Here is a 20,881-nt window from a genome sequence, read left to right on the forward strand (position 1 = left end):
TGGAAAAGAAGTAATTTTGTTTACCCATTCCCGAAAAATCTATAAATCCCAACGAATAATCCTTACAGTACTCAACATAACCCTCTTGTTCCACTTAAATCAAAAAAACTAACCTTCAACCATGTGTACCATCGGTAAACAACTAAAATTTTGCTCCTGTTCTGTAGATAATCTAAAGAACTTGGAACATTATTGGATACTCTATAGGGCAAAAAATCGGGAAAATGCCCAACAACTTGTTGGGGAATTAATGGCTTCTGAAATTTGGAATTGGACTACCATAGAACGCACAAAAACGCTTTTAAAACGTAATTTAAACAAACCGGATGCTTTTGACCGAGACTTAGACTTTCAAAATGGTGATTATCTATTAATTCAAATTAACAATATAAAATCCGAAAAGGAACAATGGTCTTTTTATTTCGAATTTGAAGATGGGAAATGGCAGGAAGTTATGTTTCCGGAATTAAACAAATACAGAAAAATAGCCGTTGGGAAAGTGGAGAAAATTAACTAGTCTTTTTAGAATGGCAAAAAAATCAAGTGCCTATATTTCTTAAGGCTTCCTATCCGCTTTACATCCTAAAATATACTCCCCTACCCTAATCCTTCACCACCACCAATCGTTGGTTATATTCACCAATACTTACCCAATACACACCTTCAACCAGGCTAGAAATATCCAACAAATGCTGTTCAGATTTACCATTGACTGAATACCAACATCTTCCATACAGGTCAAAAATCTTAAATCCTTGGTTAGTTGACGGTATCATGACTTGCTGATTTGCCGGATTGGGGAAAATCCTTTCTATTGTTTCGGTTGGCTCTTGGTTTATTCCTACTAAATCATTTAAGCGATATTGTCTAAAAAATCGCCAAATTTCTTTCGTTGCGCTAAAATCCTGGTTTGTTACTCCAATGGTTATCGGTGAACCAGGCCAAGTATGTCCTCCTCCATTGATTTTATAAAACTCCACGCTGGCATTGTTATTTCCACCGCTGTAAACATAATGTTCTGCTGTGCAGCCATCGGCAGTGGAGATATCAGGCAATGCAGTGAAAATAGCCGGTGTATCGCAATTGTTGAAATTAACCCAGTAGTCTACCAAATCCTCAATAGGAGCAAAAGAGGCCGAACCTGTATAAGAAACCGTTGGATCAGCAGTGCCATGAATCTGCATTACCGGGGTAGGATGCGATGGATTGCACGATGCAATATGTGAAAAAATCATAGCTCCGGTTACCGAGGCAATCGCAGCTATCCGGTTGTTTAGAAAACATGCCAGGTCATAACTCATAAACCCTCCATTGCTCATTCCGGTGCTGTAAATACGATTAGGATCAATGGCAAATTGGTTAGACAAGCTATCTATTAAAGCCGATAAAAAGCCAACATCATCCACATTTGAAACATCAAAATTATTCCAGTATTGATCCCCATTCAAATCAAAGGTTCCATTGGGATGCACTAAAATAAAATTAGCCGTATCGGCAATGGTTTTAAAATTGGTATAAAACTCTTGCTGAAAGGCATTGGAAGTGTATCCATGCAAGTTAAGAACCAAGGGAACAGCCGAGGTATTGGAATAAATGGCCGGTACATAAACCCGGTAATTCCGCATCAAACCACCAAACATAAAACTATCAACCAAGGAAGTTTGGGCGGAAATAAGATTACTCGTAAGAATCAATGCGAAGAGAAGTATACTGCGTTTTACCATGTGTTTCTGCTTTGAAAAATTATTAATTGCTTGGTAGGGAATGTACCAACAATGGCCATTCCAGGCGTAAAATTAGACGAATTTTTAGTAATACCGATTACCAAGTTGCATTTGTCTTTTATCCATCCCACGATTTTGAACATTACAGCAATTGCGCTAGGCTTTCCGGTAAAATTTCAGCAAAAGGAATGGATATCAAACCTTACCTACAACTCCTACTAATTATCAAACAATCCAACAGAATAGAAACAATTAACGGAAATGGACAGGCATGACCTTTATGGACGAGTACTAACCCTTGGTCGGTTTGGAGCAACGATCCATACCCAGGAATTGGGCTAAGACAAAAAAAAGGGCCGCATGTTGAAACATACAGCCCTTTGGAAAATGAAAGTAAATATTAATCTACTAAACGTACATTTACGGCATTCAAACCTTTTTTTCCTTCTTGTACGGTGAATTCCACCACATCGTTTTCTCTAACATCGTCTTGAAGACCTGATTTGTGGAAAAACAAATCTGCACCACCTTCTACGGTGATAAATCCAAAACCTTTTTCTGTGTTAAAAAACTTAACTGTTCCTTTTTTCATTGTTTATTGTATTGATTGTATTGATAAACTATTTTTGATGGTAAGGATGATTCCTTACTTCTTCTATTTTATGTTCCACCTGTTTAGAAATGGAACGCAAATAGGCGGATTCTTCTTTAGAGCAGAACGACAATGCCATTCCTTTTTCTCCTGCCCTACCGGTTCGTCCAATCCGATGGATATAGGTCTCCGAAACCTCCGGTAATTCATAATTAATAACATGTGACAACTTGTCTACATCAATTCCTCTGGAGGCAATATCAGTAGCCACTAAAACACGCAAATGACGATCTTTAAACTGTTTTAGAGCCTTTTCACGAGCATTTTGCGATTTATTACCGTGAATTGCTTCTGCCTTAATTCCACTTTTGTTTAAGTCTTTTACCAACTTATCGGCTCCATGTTTAGTACGTGTAAAAACCAATACTCGTTGAATATCTTTTTCTACCAACACATGCTTTAACAGGGCTCTTTTATCTTCCTTTTGAACAAAATACACAAATTGTTCAATGGGTTCTGCTGCAGAAGAAACAGGATTAACAGCCACTTTCACCGGATTACGAAGAATTTTATTGGCCAATTCCATTATATCGGCAGGCGCAGTAGCTGAAAAAAACAAAGTTTGCTTTTGAGCAGGTAATTTTGGTAAAATTTTCTTGATATCGTTAATAAAACCCATATCCAACATGCGGTCAGCTTCGTCTAACACAAAATGTTCCACTTGTTGCAGGTTCACAAATCCTTGATTCATCAAATCCAATAAACGACCCGGTGTAGCAATAAGAATATCAACACCTTGACGGAGTTTATTTACTTGATTTTGTTGTGACACACCTCCAAAAATAACCAGGTGTTTTAAATTGGTATTTGCGCCAAATTGAGTAAATCCTTCTGAAATTTGATTCGCTAATTCACGTGTTGGAGCTAAAATTAATGCATTAATTCTTGGCTTTCCTTCGCGTTTTTTGTTCGATAATGTTTGAATAATTGGTAAGGCAAATGCTGCGGTTTTTCCGGTTCCGGTTTGAGCACATCCGAATAAATCTCGGCCTTGCAATAAATAGGGTATGGATTGTTTTTGAATGGGGGTTGGTTCTGTAAAACCAAGTTTGCTTAAAGCCGAAAGTATCGACTCCTGTAGCATTAAATCTGAAAAGGTCATGAATTGGTTAATATAAAAGGTGATTTCAACATAAAACCCCTTTGGTTAACCTAATAAAAAAATTGAAATTAAACTTGAAATCGTATAACAACAAGACAATATTAACAGTTGTTCTTAAATAGGTGGGGCAAAGATACTGGAATATTTGATACAATCTAATTTATTTACAAATAGTTAGATAAACAACCTAATTTTATTCAGTATTATGCGGGTACCTTCGCAATACATTGGACACATTTCCCGAAAATAAATCCGGCTCAGGTCCGGGCTATCCGTTCCAAGTCCTCACCCGAAAGTGTTCGGGTTGTGGGCTTTCCACTTCTATCCCTACCCGAGTCGTGCTCCCCAAGTATACTGCTTAAACTTGCTAAATTGCATTTCCGAAAATTTGCTAATTTTTTTTTCAGAAATTGTATTTTTGGTCAAATAGCAATGAATAAATTGGAAAATTATACTTGTATTGTTCTGAACGAGTACCCCAAAGTAACCATTCAACAGCCCTTTGTGACTCCGGGAAGCGATGTTCAAATTGCAGAAAATTGGGTTTGCACCCCGGGCAACGATTGAGGTAAGTAGCCCACAGGAGCATGCGGCGCTAGCCAAGTGCGACGAGGACTACAACCGAAAGCGTGACCCGAACGCCAACCTGAAAAGCCTTGAACTTGCAATCCAATTCAATGGCGGAGGGGGCCCGCCTAATTACAAAAATGGACAAAAAAAAAGGTAGCAGTTGAAGAATTACCTCTTGCTGCTACCTTTTTGAAAAGAGTTTAAATTAATCTTCGAAGAACCAGTCGATTAGCTCGTTTACAAACTCAGCGGTGTAAACTTTGCTGCCTGCTTTGTGTTTTTTGATGATTTCATCCACCTCTTTGGCGGTAATTTCACCATCATTATTCATGTCAACACGGCGCATAGAATCAGGGATTTTACGTTTTTGAGTAAGTGTTTCCTCTAATTGATCCTTCTTAATAAATTTCAATACTCCATCGATATACACCCCTTTAGAACCGCCATAATCAATGATTTTGGCATTTTTCATTTTCGAGTTGTAGTAATCGATCATATCAAATAAATCGTCAGAACTCATTTTCAACATTCCATCGGTATACAAGTCGATTGATTTCAAAATTTCATCGCCGGTCAGTACGCCATCACCATTAAAATCGAAGTTTTTGTATTGAGGTGGCACCAAATCCTTACCGGTTGCAACAGTAGTAGGTTGGGTAGTTGTTGCTTCCGATTTAGTTTCTGCTGGAGTAGATTTGGTTTCAGTTGGAGTAGATTTGGTTTCTACCGGAGCTGATTTGCTTTCTGCAACAGTTTCACCGCTGGTGGTTTTGCCTGCATTAGCAGCCTTAACGGTTTCTTTTGGTTGCGCAGTATTGGCTGTTGTTTCGGTTGCTTTTGGTTCCGATTTAGCTACAACCTCCTCTGATTTAGTATTGGCAGAAGTAGATTTAGCGGCTTCAGTAGTTTGAGTTTGCTTGTTTTCTTTGGCAGGATCGTTCTTGCTAACAATTTTCTCAATTGCTTTTTGTTCTTGGGCAGTCAAAGATTCAGGCTCTGGCTCGGTAGAAATTGGAACTTCGGTTTCTTTTGGCTCTGCCACTTGTTCCGATTTTGCCATTTGTTTGCTTTCGGCCTCCTTCATTTCAGCAGCAACACGTTCTTTCTCTTTGGTGCTTACGCTTGGAACTTCAACAGATTTAACTTCTTTTCCGTTGGCATCCAAATAAACTGTTTGAGCCTTGTCTTCTTTTTGACGTTGGTTATAGGCCTGATCGATGGCTTTAAACAAACTATCGATTTTAGGATCTGCAATGTCTTCGGCAGCCATTCCACGGGTTAGGCTATCAATCAACGACTGTTTGAAGTTTTTAACCGGATATCCGTACAAGCGCATTTGATTTGCGAAGGCTTTTTCTATTAGCGCATGGGCCAAGGCAACTGAATCTTTGGGTTGAGAGGCGGCAATAATATCATCGGTAAAGTTTTTACCATCCACTGTTACAGGCGGATTTGGAACGGTTGATTTTTCTTCTTCGTCGCGGAAGTTTTCAATACCATCATTATCATCATCCAATGGACAACCGGTTTTTGTAATCAAGACACCTTTAGGCGTTGCGGCGCATTCATCTTGGAAATCAGGCACACCGTCACCATCTGAGTCTTTGGTATCCAAATCTGCAAATAAGCTATCCGGAATAACATCACCTGTTGGCTCTTTATCTTTCTTGTTCGGATTATCAATATTAAAACTTACGCCAAAAGAAGTATACAAGAAATTATCACTCCCTTTTTTACCTTGCATTACGCCTGTACCTTGTTCAGTAACATTGTCGATGAGGTTAGTAAAATTGTAATAATAGGTAGCACCTAATTTAAAGCTTACCCTAGGACTTACTCTAAACAAAGCTCCAAATTCGATGGGGACATTGAAGGCAAGTCTGGAATATTTCCCCCTACCTTCTGTATTTAATTGTCTTAGGTCGGTTTCATATTTATAATCTCTGGAAATAAATTTAGCACCTTCGGCACCAGGACCGGTTTCGCTCATATCGCGTATACTTCCGTCGCTCCAATAATAGTAAGGATTTCCGGAAGCTGCCTTCAGATCGGTTTTACTATCAAAGCTAAAAACGCCAACACCCAAACTAATATAGGGTTGTAAAACTTTGGGGCGTTTGTACAAATTATTGAAATTGTACATCACATTAACACTACCCAAGTAAATATTCGATCTAAAATTCAGATTGCGGGTATCAGACCTTTCATTAACCGTAATTTGTCCGGCAACTGCTCTAATATAAAGGTTTAAATACTTGTTAATATTACGCTCAATGGTCAATTCACCACCACTGCTACTGGTAAAAGGGTGGTCGAAAGTATTGTCCCTTACATCTCCAAAATAGGTAAAAATGCCATATCCGAGTCCGATTCTTGGCATTTTAGATGCTTCTCTTCCATTGTATGGTTCATTTGGAACTTGGGCTAAAAGTCCTGAAGTCCAACAAAGAAAAGCGATTCCTAAGGTAAATGGTATGTTTTTCTTCATGAAAAATTGGTACGAAAACAATTTATGCAATATCCTGCCAAAGTATATATTTTTCAGACACTTACAACTTTTCCACAGTTTTTCCACAATTTTCTTTTTTATTGTTCAAAATAGAAATCGATCAAATCTCTGATATCCGAAACTTTGATATTCATTTCCTCCCCATTATCAAAAAACTGGTCGATAAAATGATTCACCTCTGCTATGGAAATTTTGCCATTCTTATTGATATCTGCGAAAGCGAAACGACCTAAGCGTGAAGACAAATCTACTGCAGAAGGAAGTTCATTGTCTGAATTGGCTTTCCCTTCGTTTGCTTTGGCAAATTCGGCCTTTGCGGTTTGGGCATCTTTCAGGTTAATTCCGGATTTGGTGGTTGTAGATGAACCGGGTTTAAAATCTTCGTCTGCATCCATACTCACCACCTTTACATCGGAATTTGAGGTAGTGGAATTGTTCGTAGTTTTCACATCGGCAACTGTGCCTTCACTGCCACCTGATATAGATTCAGAATTAGACTTTTGAGCAGATCCGGAGTTTGGGGTTTGGGTATTTTGTCCGGAAGCCGCTGGGGAAACCGTTGCACCATTTCCTTCTGATTTCACTGAACCGGAGCTACTTTTAGCTAATTCACTTCCACTTAATCCGGCTTCTGACTTGCCAGATTGCTCATTTAGTGATTCCACTTCATCACCTCCTCCGCTGTTGGTATTGGATTGAGCTTTTTCATTCAGGGCATTTGGATTGTTTTCCGCTTCATCCTCAGCAGAAGAAGCAGAAGCAGTTTCTACCCCGGAAGGGCTTTGAGTTGTTCCGGATTTTGAATTAAGCTGATTCCCATTTGCGGCAGTATTGACTACGACATTTGAATCAGTATTCTTGTTTAATTTCTTTGATTTAGACTTATCTTTTCCTGATTCAGGGGCTGGGTTGTTTGTTGAAGTAGTATTGTTTTCCGTTGCCTTGGCCTCCGTTTCTTGGCTCTTTACTGAAGAGTTAGAAATAACAACATTGGGTTTACCATCTTCCTCCATGGTGGCGGCAAGGGTTCCCCGGTTGTTACCCACCTCCGATGAACCGGTTTGAGCATTGGAACCTGCCCCAACAGGAGCGTCTGACTCTTCCTGTGCTCCCACGATTTTAGACTTAGTATTAGCTTTGGTCTGATTTGAGGCTAGTTGCTCCTTGCTAGTGGAACCTTCGGTGCTATTAGATTGGGCAGTATTTTCGGCAGGGGGATTCTCCTGTTTCGGATTCAAATTTTCCTTATCCGATTTATTTTCGGAGTTTACTGAATTCTCAACTACAGGTTTATTTGGATCTATGTTGTTTTTAAAATCCTGATTGGCCATGCTACCTTCTTCAAGGTAATCCGGTGTTCCATTGTTATTATCATCGACCGGACAACCTTTTTTATCTACCCTTACACCTGCAGGGGTATTGTCGCATTTATCCTTAGAATCTACTATACCGTCAAAATCTAAATCTTGCGGTTTTGCATCCTCATCTTCTGCATAGGCCAAATTGTAATTTATACCCGCGGAAATAGCCAATAAATTATCGTAGCCTTTTTTGCCTTGCCTGGCACCAATTCCTTTGCTACTAACATTATCAATCATGTCGCTGAAGGTTAGGTGGTATTCAGCATTTATACGAGCGTTAAGTCCTTTTTTAATTCGAATATCCAGACCAAGGAAAATAGGTAACTCCAAAGAAATTTGGGGATATTTCCCAAACCGGTCCAGGTTGGCTTGTCTTAAATCAGTTTCAAAAAGATGATCTTTTGAATAGGGTTGTGTAGAATCGTAATCGGCATAATACTTTCCCGACTGGTCTTTATAATCACCTTTGCTTCTCCAGGTAACAAAGCCCACGCCAACTCCCACAAAAGGGTAAAGCATGTTTTTGGACTTGGTCTTAATTAGAGGAAAAAAGTTATAATTCAGTCTCAGGGATTGAGAAAAAATGGTGGATTGAAAATTAAGGTCATAGCCTTGAATAGTTTGGCTGCCATACACTTTACCGGTAATAAAATGGATACCTAAACTTAGTGGTTTTGCCACCGGCTCTTCCAAATAAATATGATATGCTAATTTATATTGTAAACCGGGTTTATAATCTTGGGATTTAATATCGGTAAAACCGGTAAAACCACCAATTCCAATTCCGATTCTTGGAAGGCTTAATTTCTTTTGTCCATAGGATTCAACGGGATTAAAATATCCCATCCAACAGGAAAACAGAAAAACAAAAACTGAAAAAGGGGTAAATTTTGAATTCACTATAAATAAAAAGACACAGCTCTTACGCAAAGCTGTGTCTTAAGGTTATAGTGATTTGATCGATTAACGACCTTGTTTATCTAATGCTTCTTGAACAGAGATTCTTACCCCATCTTGGTAGGCAGTAACAAATGGACCAGGAACGCCATTGTTGTCACGAACACTGTTTGAATATGCTTTAGCGGCTTTGTAGTTTTGGAACTCACCGATTACATATTTGTTCCAACCTTCATGCTCTTCCCAGGCAACATTGTCTGTTAAATTAAATTGAGTTTTAAATTCAGCTCCATCAACTTTGCGTTTGGTAGCAGCAACCTGAACACGGTAAACTAAACCATTAACACGAGCAGATGCTTTTGGGGCAGAGGTGGTGGCTTTAGGTTCAGCTTTAGGTTGACTTGCGGCAACTTGAGCAGCAGCTTCGGCTTTTCTTCTATCTTCAGCTTCTTTCTCTTGTTTAGCTTTAGCTTCATCGGCTTTACGTTGAGCGGCAACTTCTGCTTCTTTAGAACCTGAGCCTTCCGAGCTAGAATTCTGACTAGTGCTAGCGCTTACTTCTACATTTCCACCTTGACTGGAAGTTTCTACACTTACATTAGGAGTAACCGGATCGGCAGACTTAATGGTTGTTGTAGCAACAGCACCGGAAGCAGTAACTTTGATGATATCTTTTGGCAGAGCTGCATTTTGGGTTTCATTGTTTTGGATATAAGAAAAAGAACCCTCCAAAATTTGATCTCCGGATACAGAAGCATCCACCTTAACTTTATAGGACACCTTGAAGGTTTTATCTCCTGGCAAAGCCATCCAAAGAAATTTAACTTTTTGCTCTTTAAAGGAAAAGGTTGAACCATTGGGATTATCGGGACTGGCTGTCATACCGGCAGGCAATTCCTGCTGCAATTTGGCAAATCCGGAAACATCGCCTTTAGTAACAGTTAATTCAACGGTAAATTCTTTACCTGCTTCAACAGTGGCAGGAATGTTAGAGGTTACTTTAACGTCTTGAGCAAATGCTGAAATACAAGTGGCAAAAGCAGTAAGAAAAAAAGTAGCTTTTAAGGTTTGCTTCATTCTTTAAGTGATTTTGGGCGGCGAAAGTTATGATTTATTTGATTCTGTGCTTGGTGATTTTTTTAATTCGTATTCCAAGACTTTATTTCAAATTATTTATACGATATTTTCAAATAAAGTTACAACTGTTGTTAGTCGATTAGCTAAAGTCAACTGAGGGTTATAGAATTGGGAATTGAGGCAAAATATTCTTAAGATTTATTGTTCGAAGAAGAAATCTATCAAGCGATTAATATCGGAGGATTTCAACTGACTTTCTCCTTCAAAGAAAGCATCAATAGCGCTGGAAATTTCATCCGAAGAAATATAACCATCACCATTGGTATCAACAAATTTGAAGTCATTTAGCGTATTTCCGCTGTTTGCAGCACCGGAGGCACTAACTTTTTGAGGTTTTTCTGAACTAAAATAAGTACCAACCATTTCATCTTTCATGCTTGGGAAAATCTCTTTTAAACGAGTGTGGTCAGAAGCAACAGAATCTTTGCTCATACCCGGACCTTCTTCCGGAATGGTAACACCTTTAGCATCTACCACTGCACCTTCTTTGGAGGCTTTTTCATCATCCATATAATCCGGAACACCATCTTTATCAGCATCCAATGGACAACCTCTTTCGTCAACCTTTACACCTTCAGGAGTTGCACCACATTCATCGGTGTTGTTTTTAACACCATCCCCATCATCATCTTCCTTGTCATAAGATGCAAAATCCACATCATCAAATTCGGTAGGTTCTTTTTTAACCCCTTTCATACCTATATTATAAGTAAAGGAAGTACCAACATATACATAACTATCATTTCCGCCGGCTTTCACGTTATCAATTAAATCCGACATAGTCATATAATAAGCGGCCTGGAAGTTTCCATAAAACAAATTACTAAACTTATAACGCAAACCTAAACCCATTGGAAAAACCAAGGCATTAGGGGTTGCAACTTTAACCGAAGTTTCATACTTGCGGTCCAACTGAGTTATGTATGAATTCCCTCCCCCTTGAATTACATCCTGAGTTTGAGGACGAGTACGAATGGTTCCATCAGACCAATAGTTGTATGCTTCACCATTTTTATCCAATGAATCTGTTTTTTGAGTAAACATCATGTAACCAACCCCACCATATAAATAAGGAGAGAATTTGGAAGACCGATTGATAAACAAATTGTTATCCAAATAAAGTATCACATTCAACTCCCCTTGCATGACGGTATTTTCGAAATTCAAATTACGGGTATTAGTCCGCTCATTTCTAGCCATTTTACCATACATACCACTTAATTGAACACCAAAAGCACTGTAAAAGCGTTGTTCAATATCCAAACGATAGGTCATTCGGAAGTTAGAAAAGTCCATAACCTTCAACGAAGTACCAATATCGCCGTTAAAAGCGAATTGACCAACTCCCAGGCTAATAGAAGGCCATTTATTTGGTTCGTAAGGGGGACGAACACGTTTAGGTTTGGAGGTAGCGCTATCGCCCTGAGACAAGGCAGATGCTGCTAAACAAAAAACGGCTCCTAAAGTAAGTAGTACAGGTTTTAATTTCATGCGGTTTAACCCTACAATTTTGACCCGCTAAAATAGAACTAATTTCATCTGTTTGTGAATTTTTATAAAATTTCCTTAAAAAGGGTAATTTAGTTTTTGCTTTTCTTTGCAGCATGACTGCAAAAATTATAACAAACAAAGGGGAAATGAAAGTGGAATTCTTTGAAAAGGATGCCCCAAAAACCGTTGCCAACTTTGTAAAACTCTCCAAAATCGGCTTCTATAAAGGTATTAAATTTCACAGGGTTATTCCTAACTTCGTCGTTCAGGCAGGTTGTCCTAATGGAATTGGCAATGGAGGCCCGGGATATACCATTCCATGCGAACTTACCGGCGATAACCAATACCATGACCGCGGAATATTATCCATGGCGCATGCCGGCAAAGATACCGGAGGCTCTCAATTTTTTATTTGCCACAACCGCGAAAACACCAAACACCTTGATCGTAAACATACCGTTTTCGGAAAAGTAGTGGATGGGATAGATGTTGTGGACAAAATTCAAGTAGGGGATATCATCGAAAACATTGAAATCACCGATTAATAAAAACCATTTATATCAACAAAAAAGGCCGGAAATTCCGGCCTTTTTCATTTTAAAGCTATTTGAATTAATTCAATCGGCGGAACAAACCACCAAATTGCATCATTTCCATAATATTGCTGACCTTTAATTTTCCGGTCATTAACGCTTCTTGCGGATTCATTTTACCAGATTCTACGGCTTCGTAAACAGCGTCTTCAACCTCTGTTAAACAATTGGCATTACCATCCAAACCCTCAGAAACCTGACAACTGCCTTTGTCTAGCTTAACGGTAAATTTCCCTCCATTCGGACCACTGATGTCAAAATGAAATATTCCACTGTAATTGGCTGCTTTCTCGGCTTTTAAACGCGACGATAATCCAAGAATAATCCCTTTGGCTGTAGTTGGCTTTGGAGATGCTTCCTGAGCAGGTGATGCACTCGTTGATCCGGACTCTTTCTGTTGGCTGGGTTTAGAATAGTTAACATCATCGATAACCATTTTGGCAATAATCTCCCGCATAATTTCACTGCTTCCTCCTCCAATTGTTCCAATTCTAGAATCCCTGAATGCTCGAGCCACTTTGTATTCTTCCATGTAACCATATCCTCCAAAAAACTGAACACATTGATACATTACTTTATCTGCCAATTCGGTGGATAGCAACTTTGCCATGGAACATTCCTTCACGGCAAATTTTCCATCCCCATGTAAACGGCATACATAATATACAAACTGCTTGCAGGCCTCAATTTCAGTTGCTAATTGAGCAACTCGGTGACGCAAAACCTGAAACTTATCAATTGTTCGTCCAAAAGCCTTCCTTTCTGACATGTATTTCAAACTGTACTCCAAAACATTTTCGCTTGACGAATAACCCATGATAGAACCTGTTAAACGTTCCAACTGCAATCCACCCATCAGGTAATAAAATCCTTGTCCCTCCTCCCCTATTCTATTTTTTACCGGAACTTTTACATCATCAAAATTTAGTTCGGCAGTATCCGATGAATGCCAGCCCAATTTCTTTAACTTACGTTTGGAGATTCCGGGCGTGTCCAAGTCAATGACCAATAAACTAACACCACCTGTTCCGGCCTCCGGATTTGTTTTTACAACTGCAATAAGAAAATCACCATAATAAGCATTGGTTATAAAGGTTTTTGCACCATTTACAACATAGTAATCACCTTCTTGAATGGCCTTTGTTTGTATGTTGGCAGCATCCGAGCCTGCCCCGGGTTCAGTTATTCCAATACAACAAATTTTTTCACCGGTAATGGCAGGTTTAAGGTAATGTTCCTTCAAGTATTCACTTCCATGTTTGTAAATGTATGGTGAAGCCATATATTGCTGAACAGCAGCAGTTATTGTAAATCCCCCGCTAAACACTTTTGAAATCTCTTCCATAAATACTACTGAATAGAAAAAATCGGCATTGGTTCCACCCCATTCTTCTGAGTAGTTTAGACCTAAATACCCCATATCTCCAAACTTTTTCCAAACCTCTTTGGGAATTTGTCCTTTTTCTTCCCATTCATCAATAAATGGTTTTACCTCTTTATCAAGAAATTGCCTAAGGCCTTGGCGAAAGGTTTCGTGGTCTTCTGTAAAGTAATATGAACTCATGATTGTTTCTAATATATCAGGCGAAATTAGAGGATTTTAAATAAGTTTACTGATTCTTTCATTTTTTTGGGTCTATTCGGTTATTTTTGCAGCATGAGCCATTTGATAGCACCTTCCATTCTTTCTGCCGACTTTGCCAATCTGCAACGCGATTGCGAAATGATTAACCAAAGCAGCGCAGATTGGTTTCATGTTGATATAATGGATGGGGTTTTTGTCCCCAACATTTCTTTTGGCTTCCCGGTTATCAAAGCCATTAAAAAACATGCCCGGAAACCCTTGGACGTGCATCTGATGATTGTTGAACCTCAACGGTATTTCAAAGAATTTAAAGAGGCAGGTGCCGATATTCTTACAGTACATCTGGAAGCATGTACACATCTTCATCGGTCAATACAAGAAATAAAAGCACTCGGCATGAAAGCAGGTGTGGCACTTAATCCTCATACCCAGGTTTCTTTGCTGGAAGATGTAATTAAAGACATTGATTTAATTTGTGTTATGAGCGTAAATCCGGGATTTGGCGGACAAAAATTCATAGAAAACACTTATTCCAAAGTTAAAAAACTGCATCAAATGAAAATGGAAACCGGCAGTCAGGCATGGATTGAAATTGATGGTGGAGTAGATTTAACTAATTACCGGGAATTAATCCGTTCCGGAGCACAGGTTTTAGTAGCCGGTAACACTGTATTTGGTTCAACCAATCCCTCCCAAACAATTGAAATTCTGAAATCATAGTAATGCTCAATTTTATTTGTTTATTTTAGCCGCTTTCATTTTCATTAATGTTAAAGCAATTCACTTCTATTGTTGCATTTATTTGCATTTCAGCCTCCCTATTTTCTCAAAATTTTAATGATAATTATGAACCTATTTTAATTAAAGGCGATATTTCAAGCCAAGAATTAAGTTCACCAAATTGGGGAATATTTAAAGAAGCTGCCCGAAAATACGCCATGGATTCCCAAAAAACCTGGCGGCTGGAAAAAGATATCAATCAGGATAGGCTGAAAATGCTAACCGGTGGTGCGGTTTATTTCCATGACGAAATTTCCCAATTTGTACAGAAAATCTTAAACGATCTCTTAATTACCGAACCTGCATTGGAAGGTAAAATTAAAGTGTATGTTACAAGGTATTCTTCAGTCAACGCTATTTCCCTTCCTGAAGGTAGCATTTTTCTGAATATCGGACTTATTGCAACCATGGAAAATGAAAGCCAATTGGCTGCTATTCTATGCCATGAAATTGCTCATATTAAGAAACAACATGTGGTTTCAAATATGCAAAAACTGGAAAAGATTAAACAAGAAGAAGAAAATGTGTATAACCCGGATGGTAATATGTTTCGTAACCTGTCCTTTAGTCGCGATAATGAATTTGAAGCCGATGCAGTTGGTCTTTCCTTGCTCATTGCCAGTAAATACAATGCCGCCGAAATGCCCAAAGCCCTGGAAATGTTAGAACATCTGGATTCTAATGAAGCTCCTTTCGATCTGGTAAAACTTTTCAATACCGACTATTATACCATTGACACTGCTTCCATTTCCCCAAAAAAAATCACCAAATGGCTTAAATCAGAGCGCACCGATAGCGACAACGCCATGATTCTTGGTCTGGTGGAAGATATTTACCTGACTCATCCGGAAATTGAAAAAAGAAGTCTGGCCCTCCGTGAAATATTAAAAAGCACCAACTATCAAGGCAAAGGGAACAATCCTGAATCTACTTTCCAAAAAATTAAGGAATTAGCCCGTTTCGAAATTCTTGCCAATTCCCTTGCCAATGGTAACTATGTAAAAACCTTGTATGAAGGTCTTCGATTACTTAGAATCTATCCCGAAAACAGCTTTGTTAAACTTTGTATTATGAAAAGTTTATACTGGATGAGTCAATTAAAAGACCAGGATTTATTGGAAAATGTGATGGAAAAGTCTTCTCTCATTCCAACTCGAAATTATGCCATGATTAGCTTGCTGGTTGCAAAACCTGATTTAACTCAATTTAAAAAATTAATGTATGGTTATACAAAAGCCCAGGAAGAAAAATTGAAAAACCGGGAGGAGTTCGCACTTCAACTGGCTTTAGCAACCGAAGCCTATCTAGGAAAAGAGGCCGCTAATGTATTCTACCGACAATTCCTGGTCGCCTTTCCTCAATCAAGCTACAAAACCTTAATTGCTGAAAAACTGAAATAATGAAAACACTAAAAATCTTCAGCACCCTTGCTTCTTATTGCTTTCTTGTATTCTTAAGTTCCTGCGGAGGTTACGTAAGCATTAACCGCATGGAAGGCTATGCAGCTCAAAAGGAAAATATCCAAAAAATCATTTACATCGCTCCACAGGCTTTTGTTTTTAATTCCAGAAATTACGAGGAAATTAACAACTTCAAAACCGAAAAACACCAAAAAGGAATTGAAACCATTATGCAAAAAATGGCCAAGGATAAAAGTTCTAAAATCGATTTGGTTCTGCTTCCTAAAAATTTTCAGGGTTTGAAAGAAGATTACCTGAAATACCTTGTTCCTCTAAAAAATGAAATTTTATTACACGTTCAAATGCAGGATAACCCTCTTAATTCTGCCTCCAGAAAACATGATCAACGTATATCCCGACAGGTATTTGTTGTACCAATTAAGGTGAGTCCGCAATGGAGCAAACTCAGCAGCATTTATGGAACCCCTTATTTCGGCTTTGTTGGCTCCTTTTCCAATGAATCGAAAACAGTGGTTGTTAATTATGTTTTGGATGTCAATAAAGGAGAACTAATTTACCAAAGCCTTTCAGCCACGTATGGCTCTGTAGGAACAGTTGCTATCAGTCATTTGATTTATGACAGTATTTATTTAATGAACCATACCAATTAACAAATGAAAAAAGCACTATTTTTCCTTTCTTTCGCCTTGTTTTTCAGTAGTTCAAATGCTCAATATGGTGGATTTATCGGAAAACGATTCATGGTTAAAACCACTATTTTCGATGGGAAATATACTCCTGTTTGAAATGCCGAATTGGAATTTTCTATTTTCCGTAATTTATCCATTAGCTTCGGTTACCAATTCTTTGAATCCGATAAGGTTGGACAACGGATTAAAAAAGATATGAAATTCAACAGCGATCTTGTGGGTTTAGGAAATACGGTTTCAGTTCCTTCTTCTTTCGATGAAAAAGCCTATGTGAAGGCTAGTACCTTCTACTATATCCTAAAATTCTACCCCAATCGAATGCTTCCTGCCCCTCGAGGATTTTACCTTTATTGGCAAAACGGATACGGTAAAGCCAATGTATCCGGAATTGGCGTGAATGACACGGATGGCCCTTATCATTTCGTAGAATATAAAGTTCCTGTTATGACCTATGGATTTGGATTGGGAAGGCAATTCTTTCTGAACCATTTTGTTTCTCTTGATTTGTCTCTAGGTTTTTCAGGAGCACTTATGAAAGAAATAGGAACCGGAAGTCAATTCAATACCAGTTTGGTTGCGCCATACTGGGGATCTAACCTCTTTTCCTTCACCGCCATTAAAAAACTTCCACTAGTCAATGACTACAGCAACAATTATGTGTTGTCATCCAGCGATATAACACGTAAAAACGACTCCTTTGGAATGGATTTCAGAATCAAACTTGGTTTTCTACTTTTTTAATTTAAGCCATGAATAAAAACATTGCTTTCCTTGCTGCAATCGTCCTAATGCTTGGATTGAATTCCTGTACTCCAATCGAAAAACCGGTTGCCTGTATCGAATTTTCCGACTCCGACCTGGTGGGCTTCCCTAATTTCCCTATCAAAATGAGTTCGGCCTGTTCTCAAAATATAGGTGAATTGGAATGGATCATAAAAAACGATACTTTCTATGGCGGTTCCATCAATGTTCAGTCTTACATAAAAAACAATTCCACCCTCTCTGATACCATTAACCTGAACGTTTATGGAATTCGGCAAGATGATAAATCAAGCACCTATTTCATCCTGAATGCTGAAAAGAAAAAAAAGAGAATCCCCGGTTTTATTCTTGAACCAACCTATTACGATGGCAGTACCAGTACCAGTTGTCCATTTTACAAACAAGTTAGGATAATCAAAGCCAGCCCGGGCGACCCTTATGAATATTATATCCAAAATGTACAAAATCCGGCGATTAAAGCAGGAATTGTCATAACAGGCGCAACCACCAATTACAATTACTCCAATGGAACCGATTTTGAAATGTATTTTAACATACCCCAACAAACGATTACAGGATTTTATATAATTGGTTCAGGATACATCAATTTCGTGCTGAATTCCCAATCACAATTGGTTGGTACACGCTACCTAAATATTACAATCGACTCTCAAAGCGAATGTGGCGAATACATCGGAAGTGATTTATAGTACCTTTGCACCCCATTTTCTAAAGCAATGAACAAAGGTCCTATCTCTCAATTTATTCAAAACCATTATTTACACTTTAATGCCGCAGCCTTGGTAGATGCCGCAAAAGGCTACGAAACCCACCTTACCGAAGGCGGTAAAATGATGGTTACTTTGGCGGGTGCCATGAGTACTGCCGAACTTGGTAAATCTCTTGCCGAAATGATCCGTCAAGGTAAAATCGACATTATTTCCTGCACCGGTGCCAACCTGGAAGAAGATATTATGAACCTGGTTGCCCATAGCCATTACAAAAGGGTTCCTAATTACCGCGACCTAAGTCCGCAGGAAGAATGGGATTTGCTCGAAAACCATTACAACCGTGTTACAGATACCTGCATTCCGGAAGAAGAAGCTTTCCGTCGTTTGCAAAAACATATTCATGGAGTATGGAAAAACGCCGATGCCAATGGCGAACGCTTTTTTCCCCACGAATACATGTATAAGATCCTCCTTTCCGGCGAGTTGGAACAATATTACGAAATAGATCCTAAAAATTCCTGGATGCTGGCTGCTGCTGAAAGAAACTTACCAATTGTTGTTCCCGGTTGGGAAGACAGCACCATGGGAAACATCTTTGCTTCCTATGTGATTAAAGGTGAGTTAAAAGCTTCAACCATGAAATCGGGTATTGAATACATGGTTTGGTTGGCCGATTGGTATCGCCAAAACTCCGAAGGAAAAGGCGTTGGATTTTTCCAAATCGGTGGAGGTATTGCCGGCGACTTCCCAATCTGTGTAGTGCCAATGATGTATCAGGATTTGGAATGGCACGATGTTCCTTTTTGGAGTTATTTCTGCCAGATTTCCGATTCTACCACCTCTTATGGATCCTACTCCGGCGCAGTTCCTAATGAAAAAATCACCTGGGGAAAGCTGGATATCCATACCCCTAAATTTATTGTGGAAAGCGACGCTACCATTGTGGCTCCGCTCATCTTTGCCTGGGTTCTGGGCTGGTAAAATCCTTGCAAACAATGGCCGGGAATTCTTTCGGAACCCTATTTAAAGTTACCACCTTTGGGGAAAGCCATGGCGCATATATTGGTGTAACCATCGACGGTTGTCCCGCCGGACTTGAGTTGGATATGGATTATATTCAATCTCAACTCGACCGCCGTAAACCGGGACAATCCGCTTTAAGTTCTCAGCGTAAAGAATCGGATTCCGCTCAATTTATTTCAGGTGTTTTTGAGGGCAAAACTTTGGGAACTCCAATTACCGTTCTTCTTCCCAATGAAGATGCGCGTAGCAAGGATTATCAAAACCTCGAAAACGCCTTTCGACCATCTCATGCCGATTTTACCTACCAAAGCAAGTATGGAATTCGTGATTACCGGGGTGGCGGAAGATCTTCAGCTCGTGAAACTGCTGCCAGGGTTATTGCCGGAACCATTGCCGAACTCCTACTTTCCCGAATAGGAATTGCGATTACGGCCTATGTATCATCCATTTCTACCCTATCCATGGATGAATCCCCGGTGGTATTTTCCAAATCTCAGATTGATGCTTCCCCTGTCCGTTGCCCCATTCCCGGTTTAGCCGAAAAGATGGAAAAACGTATTGCTGAAACCAGGAAAGAGGGTGATTCCGTAGGTGGAATTATTACCTGTATTATCCAACATTGTCCGGTTGGATTAGGCGAACCGGTATTTGACAAGCTCCAGGCCGACCTTGCCAAAGCCATGCTAAGCATCAATGCAGTAAAGGGTTTTGAGTATGGGAGCGGATTTGCAGGAACACAATGGAAAGGGTCGGAACACAACGACCGTTTTGTCGCCTTCGAAAATCAGGTAAAAACTCAAACCAATTTCTCCGGTGGAATTCAGGGCGGCATTTCCAATGGTATGGATATTTATTTTAGAGTAGCATTTAAGCCTACAGCCACTATTTTAAAGCCCCAAACCACGATTGATTCAGGCTTACAACCTATTGATTTACAGGTTCAAGGTCGCCACGATCCTTGTGTAGTTCCCCGCGCAGTGCCCATTGTAGAAAGCATGGCTGCCATAGTTCTTGCCGATCATTTATTGCGTCACAAAAGTTCCCGAATCGACTCCTTGCATTTGTAAATCGGGTTCAAAACCCAAAAGGGCTAACCCAAACAAATTCCTTATCCCTAGCGATTTAAGTAGCCAAATCTAGCGGTCATTTAGCCTATTTAAAACCTCAGCTTACCACTTCGTTGCTATTTTTTAATTATGCGGGCCCCCTTCGCCCAACTACCTATCTGCAAAACGCCATCCACCTGCACAGGCTTCGGGTCACGCTATCGGCTGTAGTCCTCGTCCCCCTAGGCTAACGCCGTAGGTGTCCTGTGGGCTACTTGCCTCTATCGTTGCCCGAGGGTGCAAGCCCAATCGGCAGCAATCTGTATTAGACTAAGTGAGGATCCAATCCGTATTTTTTAGGCTAACTGCTTCCAAAAGTATTCGCAAAAATCGGATTTTATCGTTTCTTACTGGCTTTAGCCTGTGGGTTAAAAGCCAAACACAATTCCAACCAATAGTATAAATCCCCGGCATGGTTATGACCATTTTCTGTAACAAAAACATAACCCTTCATCGCTTTTCTGGTAAAATCCATCGGAATCACATGATCCTTTTCCAGGGCTTGTTCATAAGCCTCTTCCCCTACCCTGCAAAGCAGGAAATCCTGGCCTGTTTCTTTGTCAATATGAGTTCCACAACACATCTTATCATCCACCATAAAGCATACCCCGCTAAACATCCTTTTCTCATAAAAATCAGCCTTTTTCTTTTGAAAGAACTCCCTGATTCGTTGCACGGTATCTTCGTTATAAGCCATTGTACGTGTAAAAGTAACCAAAAATCAATAATGGTACATCCTAAGTACTCA

At 39.4% G+C, this 20,881-nt stretch carries 19 protein-coding genes; 10 read left to right on the top strand and 9 right to left on the bottom strand.

Annotated features, from left to right (window positions below):
* Positions 1-121 precede the first annotated feature (121 nt).
* Positions 122-517: a hypothetical protein gene (locus tag K1X82_10205; GenBank protein ID MBX7182475.1), complete on the top strand. Its 396-nt coding sequence runs from the start codon at positions 122-124 to the stop codon at positions 515-517.
* A gap of 85 nt (positions 518-602) precedes the next feature.
* On the opposite strand, the gene K1X82_10210 is transcribed toward K1X82_10205, so the two are convergent.
* Positions 603-1,724 carry a T9SS type A sorting domain-containing protein gene (locus K1X82_10210; protein ID MBX7182476.1) on the bottom strand — a complete coding sequence of 374 codons (1,122 nt, stop codon included), beginning with the start codon at positions 1,722-1,724 and terminating at the stop codon, positions 603-605.
* A gap of 26 nt (positions 1,725-1,750) precedes the next feature.
* Between K1X82_10210 and K1X82_10215 the strand changes: the two genes are divergently transcribed.
* Positions 1,751-1,999: a hypothetical protein gene (locus tag K1X82_10215; protein MBX7182477.1), complete on the top strand. Its 249-nt coding sequence runs from the start codon at positions 1,751-1,753 to the stop codon at positions 1,997-1,999.
* 125 nt (positions 2,000-2,124) lie between these two features.
* Here K1X82_10215 and K1X82_10220 read toward each other — a convergent pair whose 3' ends face one another.
* The 6 genes from K1X82_10220 to K1X82_10245 form a co-directional block, all read right to left on the bottom strand.
* On the bottom strand, positions 2,125-2,316 hold the full coding sequence (locus tag K1X82_10220) for a cold shock domain-containing protein (GenBank protein ID MBX7182478.1): 192 nt from the start codon (positions 2,314-2,316) through the stop codon (positions 2,125-2,127).
* A gap of 28 nt (positions 2,317-2,344) precedes the next feature.
* Positions 2,345-3,478 (bottom strand): DEAD/DEAH box helicase, encoded by a 1,134-nt coding sequence (locus K1X82_10225; GenBank protein MBX7182479.1) that lies wholly within the window; start codon positions 3,476-3,478, stop codon positions 2,345-2,347.
* Between the two features lie 775 nt (positions 3,479-4,253).
* Complete coding sequence (locus K1X82_10230) at positions 4,254-6,536, bottom strand: hypothetical protein (protein ID MBX7182480.1); 2,283 nt, start codon at positions 6,534-6,536, stop codon at positions 4,254-4,256.
* Positions 6,537-6,634: 98 nt separating this feature from the next.
* Positions 6,635-8,818 carry a hypothetical protein gene (locus K1X82_10235; GenBank protein ID MBX7182481.1) on the bottom strand — a complete coding sequence of 728 codons (2,184 nt, stop codon included), beginning with the start codon at positions 8,816-8,818 and terminating at the stop codon, positions 6,635-6,637.
* Between the two features lie 63 nt (positions 8,819-8,881).
* Entirely contained in the window at positions 8,882-9,892 is a 1,011-nt protein-coding gene (locus K1X82_10240) for a hypothetical protein (GenBank protein ID MBX7182482.1), read from the bottom strand.
* 198 nt (positions 9,893-10,090) lie between these two features.
* Complete coding sequence (locus tag K1X82_10245; GenBank protein ID MBX7182483.1) at positions 10,091-11,443, bottom strand: hypothetical protein; 1,353 nt, start codon at positions 11,441-11,443, stop codon at positions 10,091-10,093.
* A 113-nt stretch (positions 11,444-11,556) separates the two neighbouring features.
* Between K1X82_10245 and K1X82_10250 the strand changes: the two genes are divergently transcribed.
* Entirely contained in the window at positions 11,557-11,988 is a 432-nt protein-coding gene (locus K1X82_10250; protein ID MBX7182484.1) for a peptidylprolyl isomerase, read from the top strand.
* A 67-nt stretch (positions 11,989-12,055) separates the two neighbouring features.
* On the opposite strand, the gene K1X82_10255 is transcribed toward K1X82_10250, so the two are convergent.
* Positions 12,056-13,600 (bottom strand): acyl-CoA dehydrogenase family protein, encoded by a 1,545-nt coding sequence (locus K1X82_10255; protein ID MBX7182485.1) that lies wholly within the window; start codon positions 13,598-13,600, stop codon positions 12,056-12,058.
* 93 nt (positions 13,601-13,693) lie between these two features.
* Here K1X82_10255 and rpe point away from each other — a divergent pair, with 93 nt between their 5' ends.
* The 7 genes from rpe (at position 13,694) to aroC (ending at position 20,094) form a co-directional block, all read left to right on the top strand.
* Entirely contained in the window at positions 13,694-14,341 is a 648-nt protein-coding gene (gene rpe, locus K1X82_10260) for a ribulose-phosphate 3-epimerase (GenBank protein MBX7182486.1), read from the top strand.
* A gap of 47 nt (positions 14,342-14,388) precedes the next feature.
* Positions 14,389-15,801, top strand: coding sequence for a M48 family metallopeptidase (locus K1X82_10265; GenBank protein ID MBX7182487.1), 1,413 nt, complete (start codon positions 14,389-14,391; stop codon positions 15,799-15,801).
* On the top strand, positions 15,801-16,472 hold the full coding sequence (locus tag K1X82_10270; GenBank protein ID MBX7182488.1) for a hypothetical protein: 672 nt from the start codon (positions 15,801-15,803) through the stop codon (positions 16,470-16,472). Before K1X82_10265 ends, K1X82_10270 begins: the two co-directional genes overlap by 1 nt.
* 144 nt (positions 16,473-16,616) lie before the next feature.
* Positions 16,617-17,252, top strand: coding sequence for a hypothetical protein (locus K1X82_10275; GenBank protein MBX7182489.1), 636 nt, complete (start codon positions 16,617-16,619; stop codon positions 17,250-17,252).
* Positions 17,253-17,260: 8 nt separating this feature from the next.
* The gene (locus K1X82_10280) at positions 17,261-17,983 is read left to right on the top strand and encodes a hypothetical protein (protein ID MBX7182490.1); all 723 of its coding nucleotides are present in this window, start codon (positions 17,261-17,263) and stop codon (positions 17,981-17,983) included.
* Positions 17,984-18,010: 27 nt separating this feature from the next.
* Positions 18,011-18,985, top strand: a complete 975-nt coding sequence (locus K1X82_10285; GenBank protein MBX7182491.1) for a deoxyhypusine synthase family protein — start codon at positions 18,011-18,013, stop codon at positions 18,983-18,985.
* 14 nt (positions 18,986-18,999) lie between these two features.
* A complete protein-coding gene (gene aroC, locus K1X82_10290; GenBank protein MBX7182492.1) occupies positions 19,000-20,094 on the top strand; it encodes a chorismate synthase in 1,095 nt (364 codons plus the stop codon).
* Between the two features lie 376 nt (positions 20,095-20,470).
* On the opposite strand, the gene K1X82_10295 is transcribed toward aroC, so the two are convergent.
* Entirely contained in the window at positions 20,471-20,830 is a 360-nt protein-coding gene (locus K1X82_10295) for a TfoX/Sxy family protein (protein ID MBX7182493.1), read from the bottom strand.
* Between the last annotated feature and the right edge of the window lie 51 nt (positions 20,831-20,881).

It is taken from the genome of Bacteroidia bacterium (assembly GCA_019695265.1).
Lineage (GTDB): Bacteria > Bacteroidota > Bacteroidia > JAIBAJ01 > JAIBAJ01 > JAIBAJ01.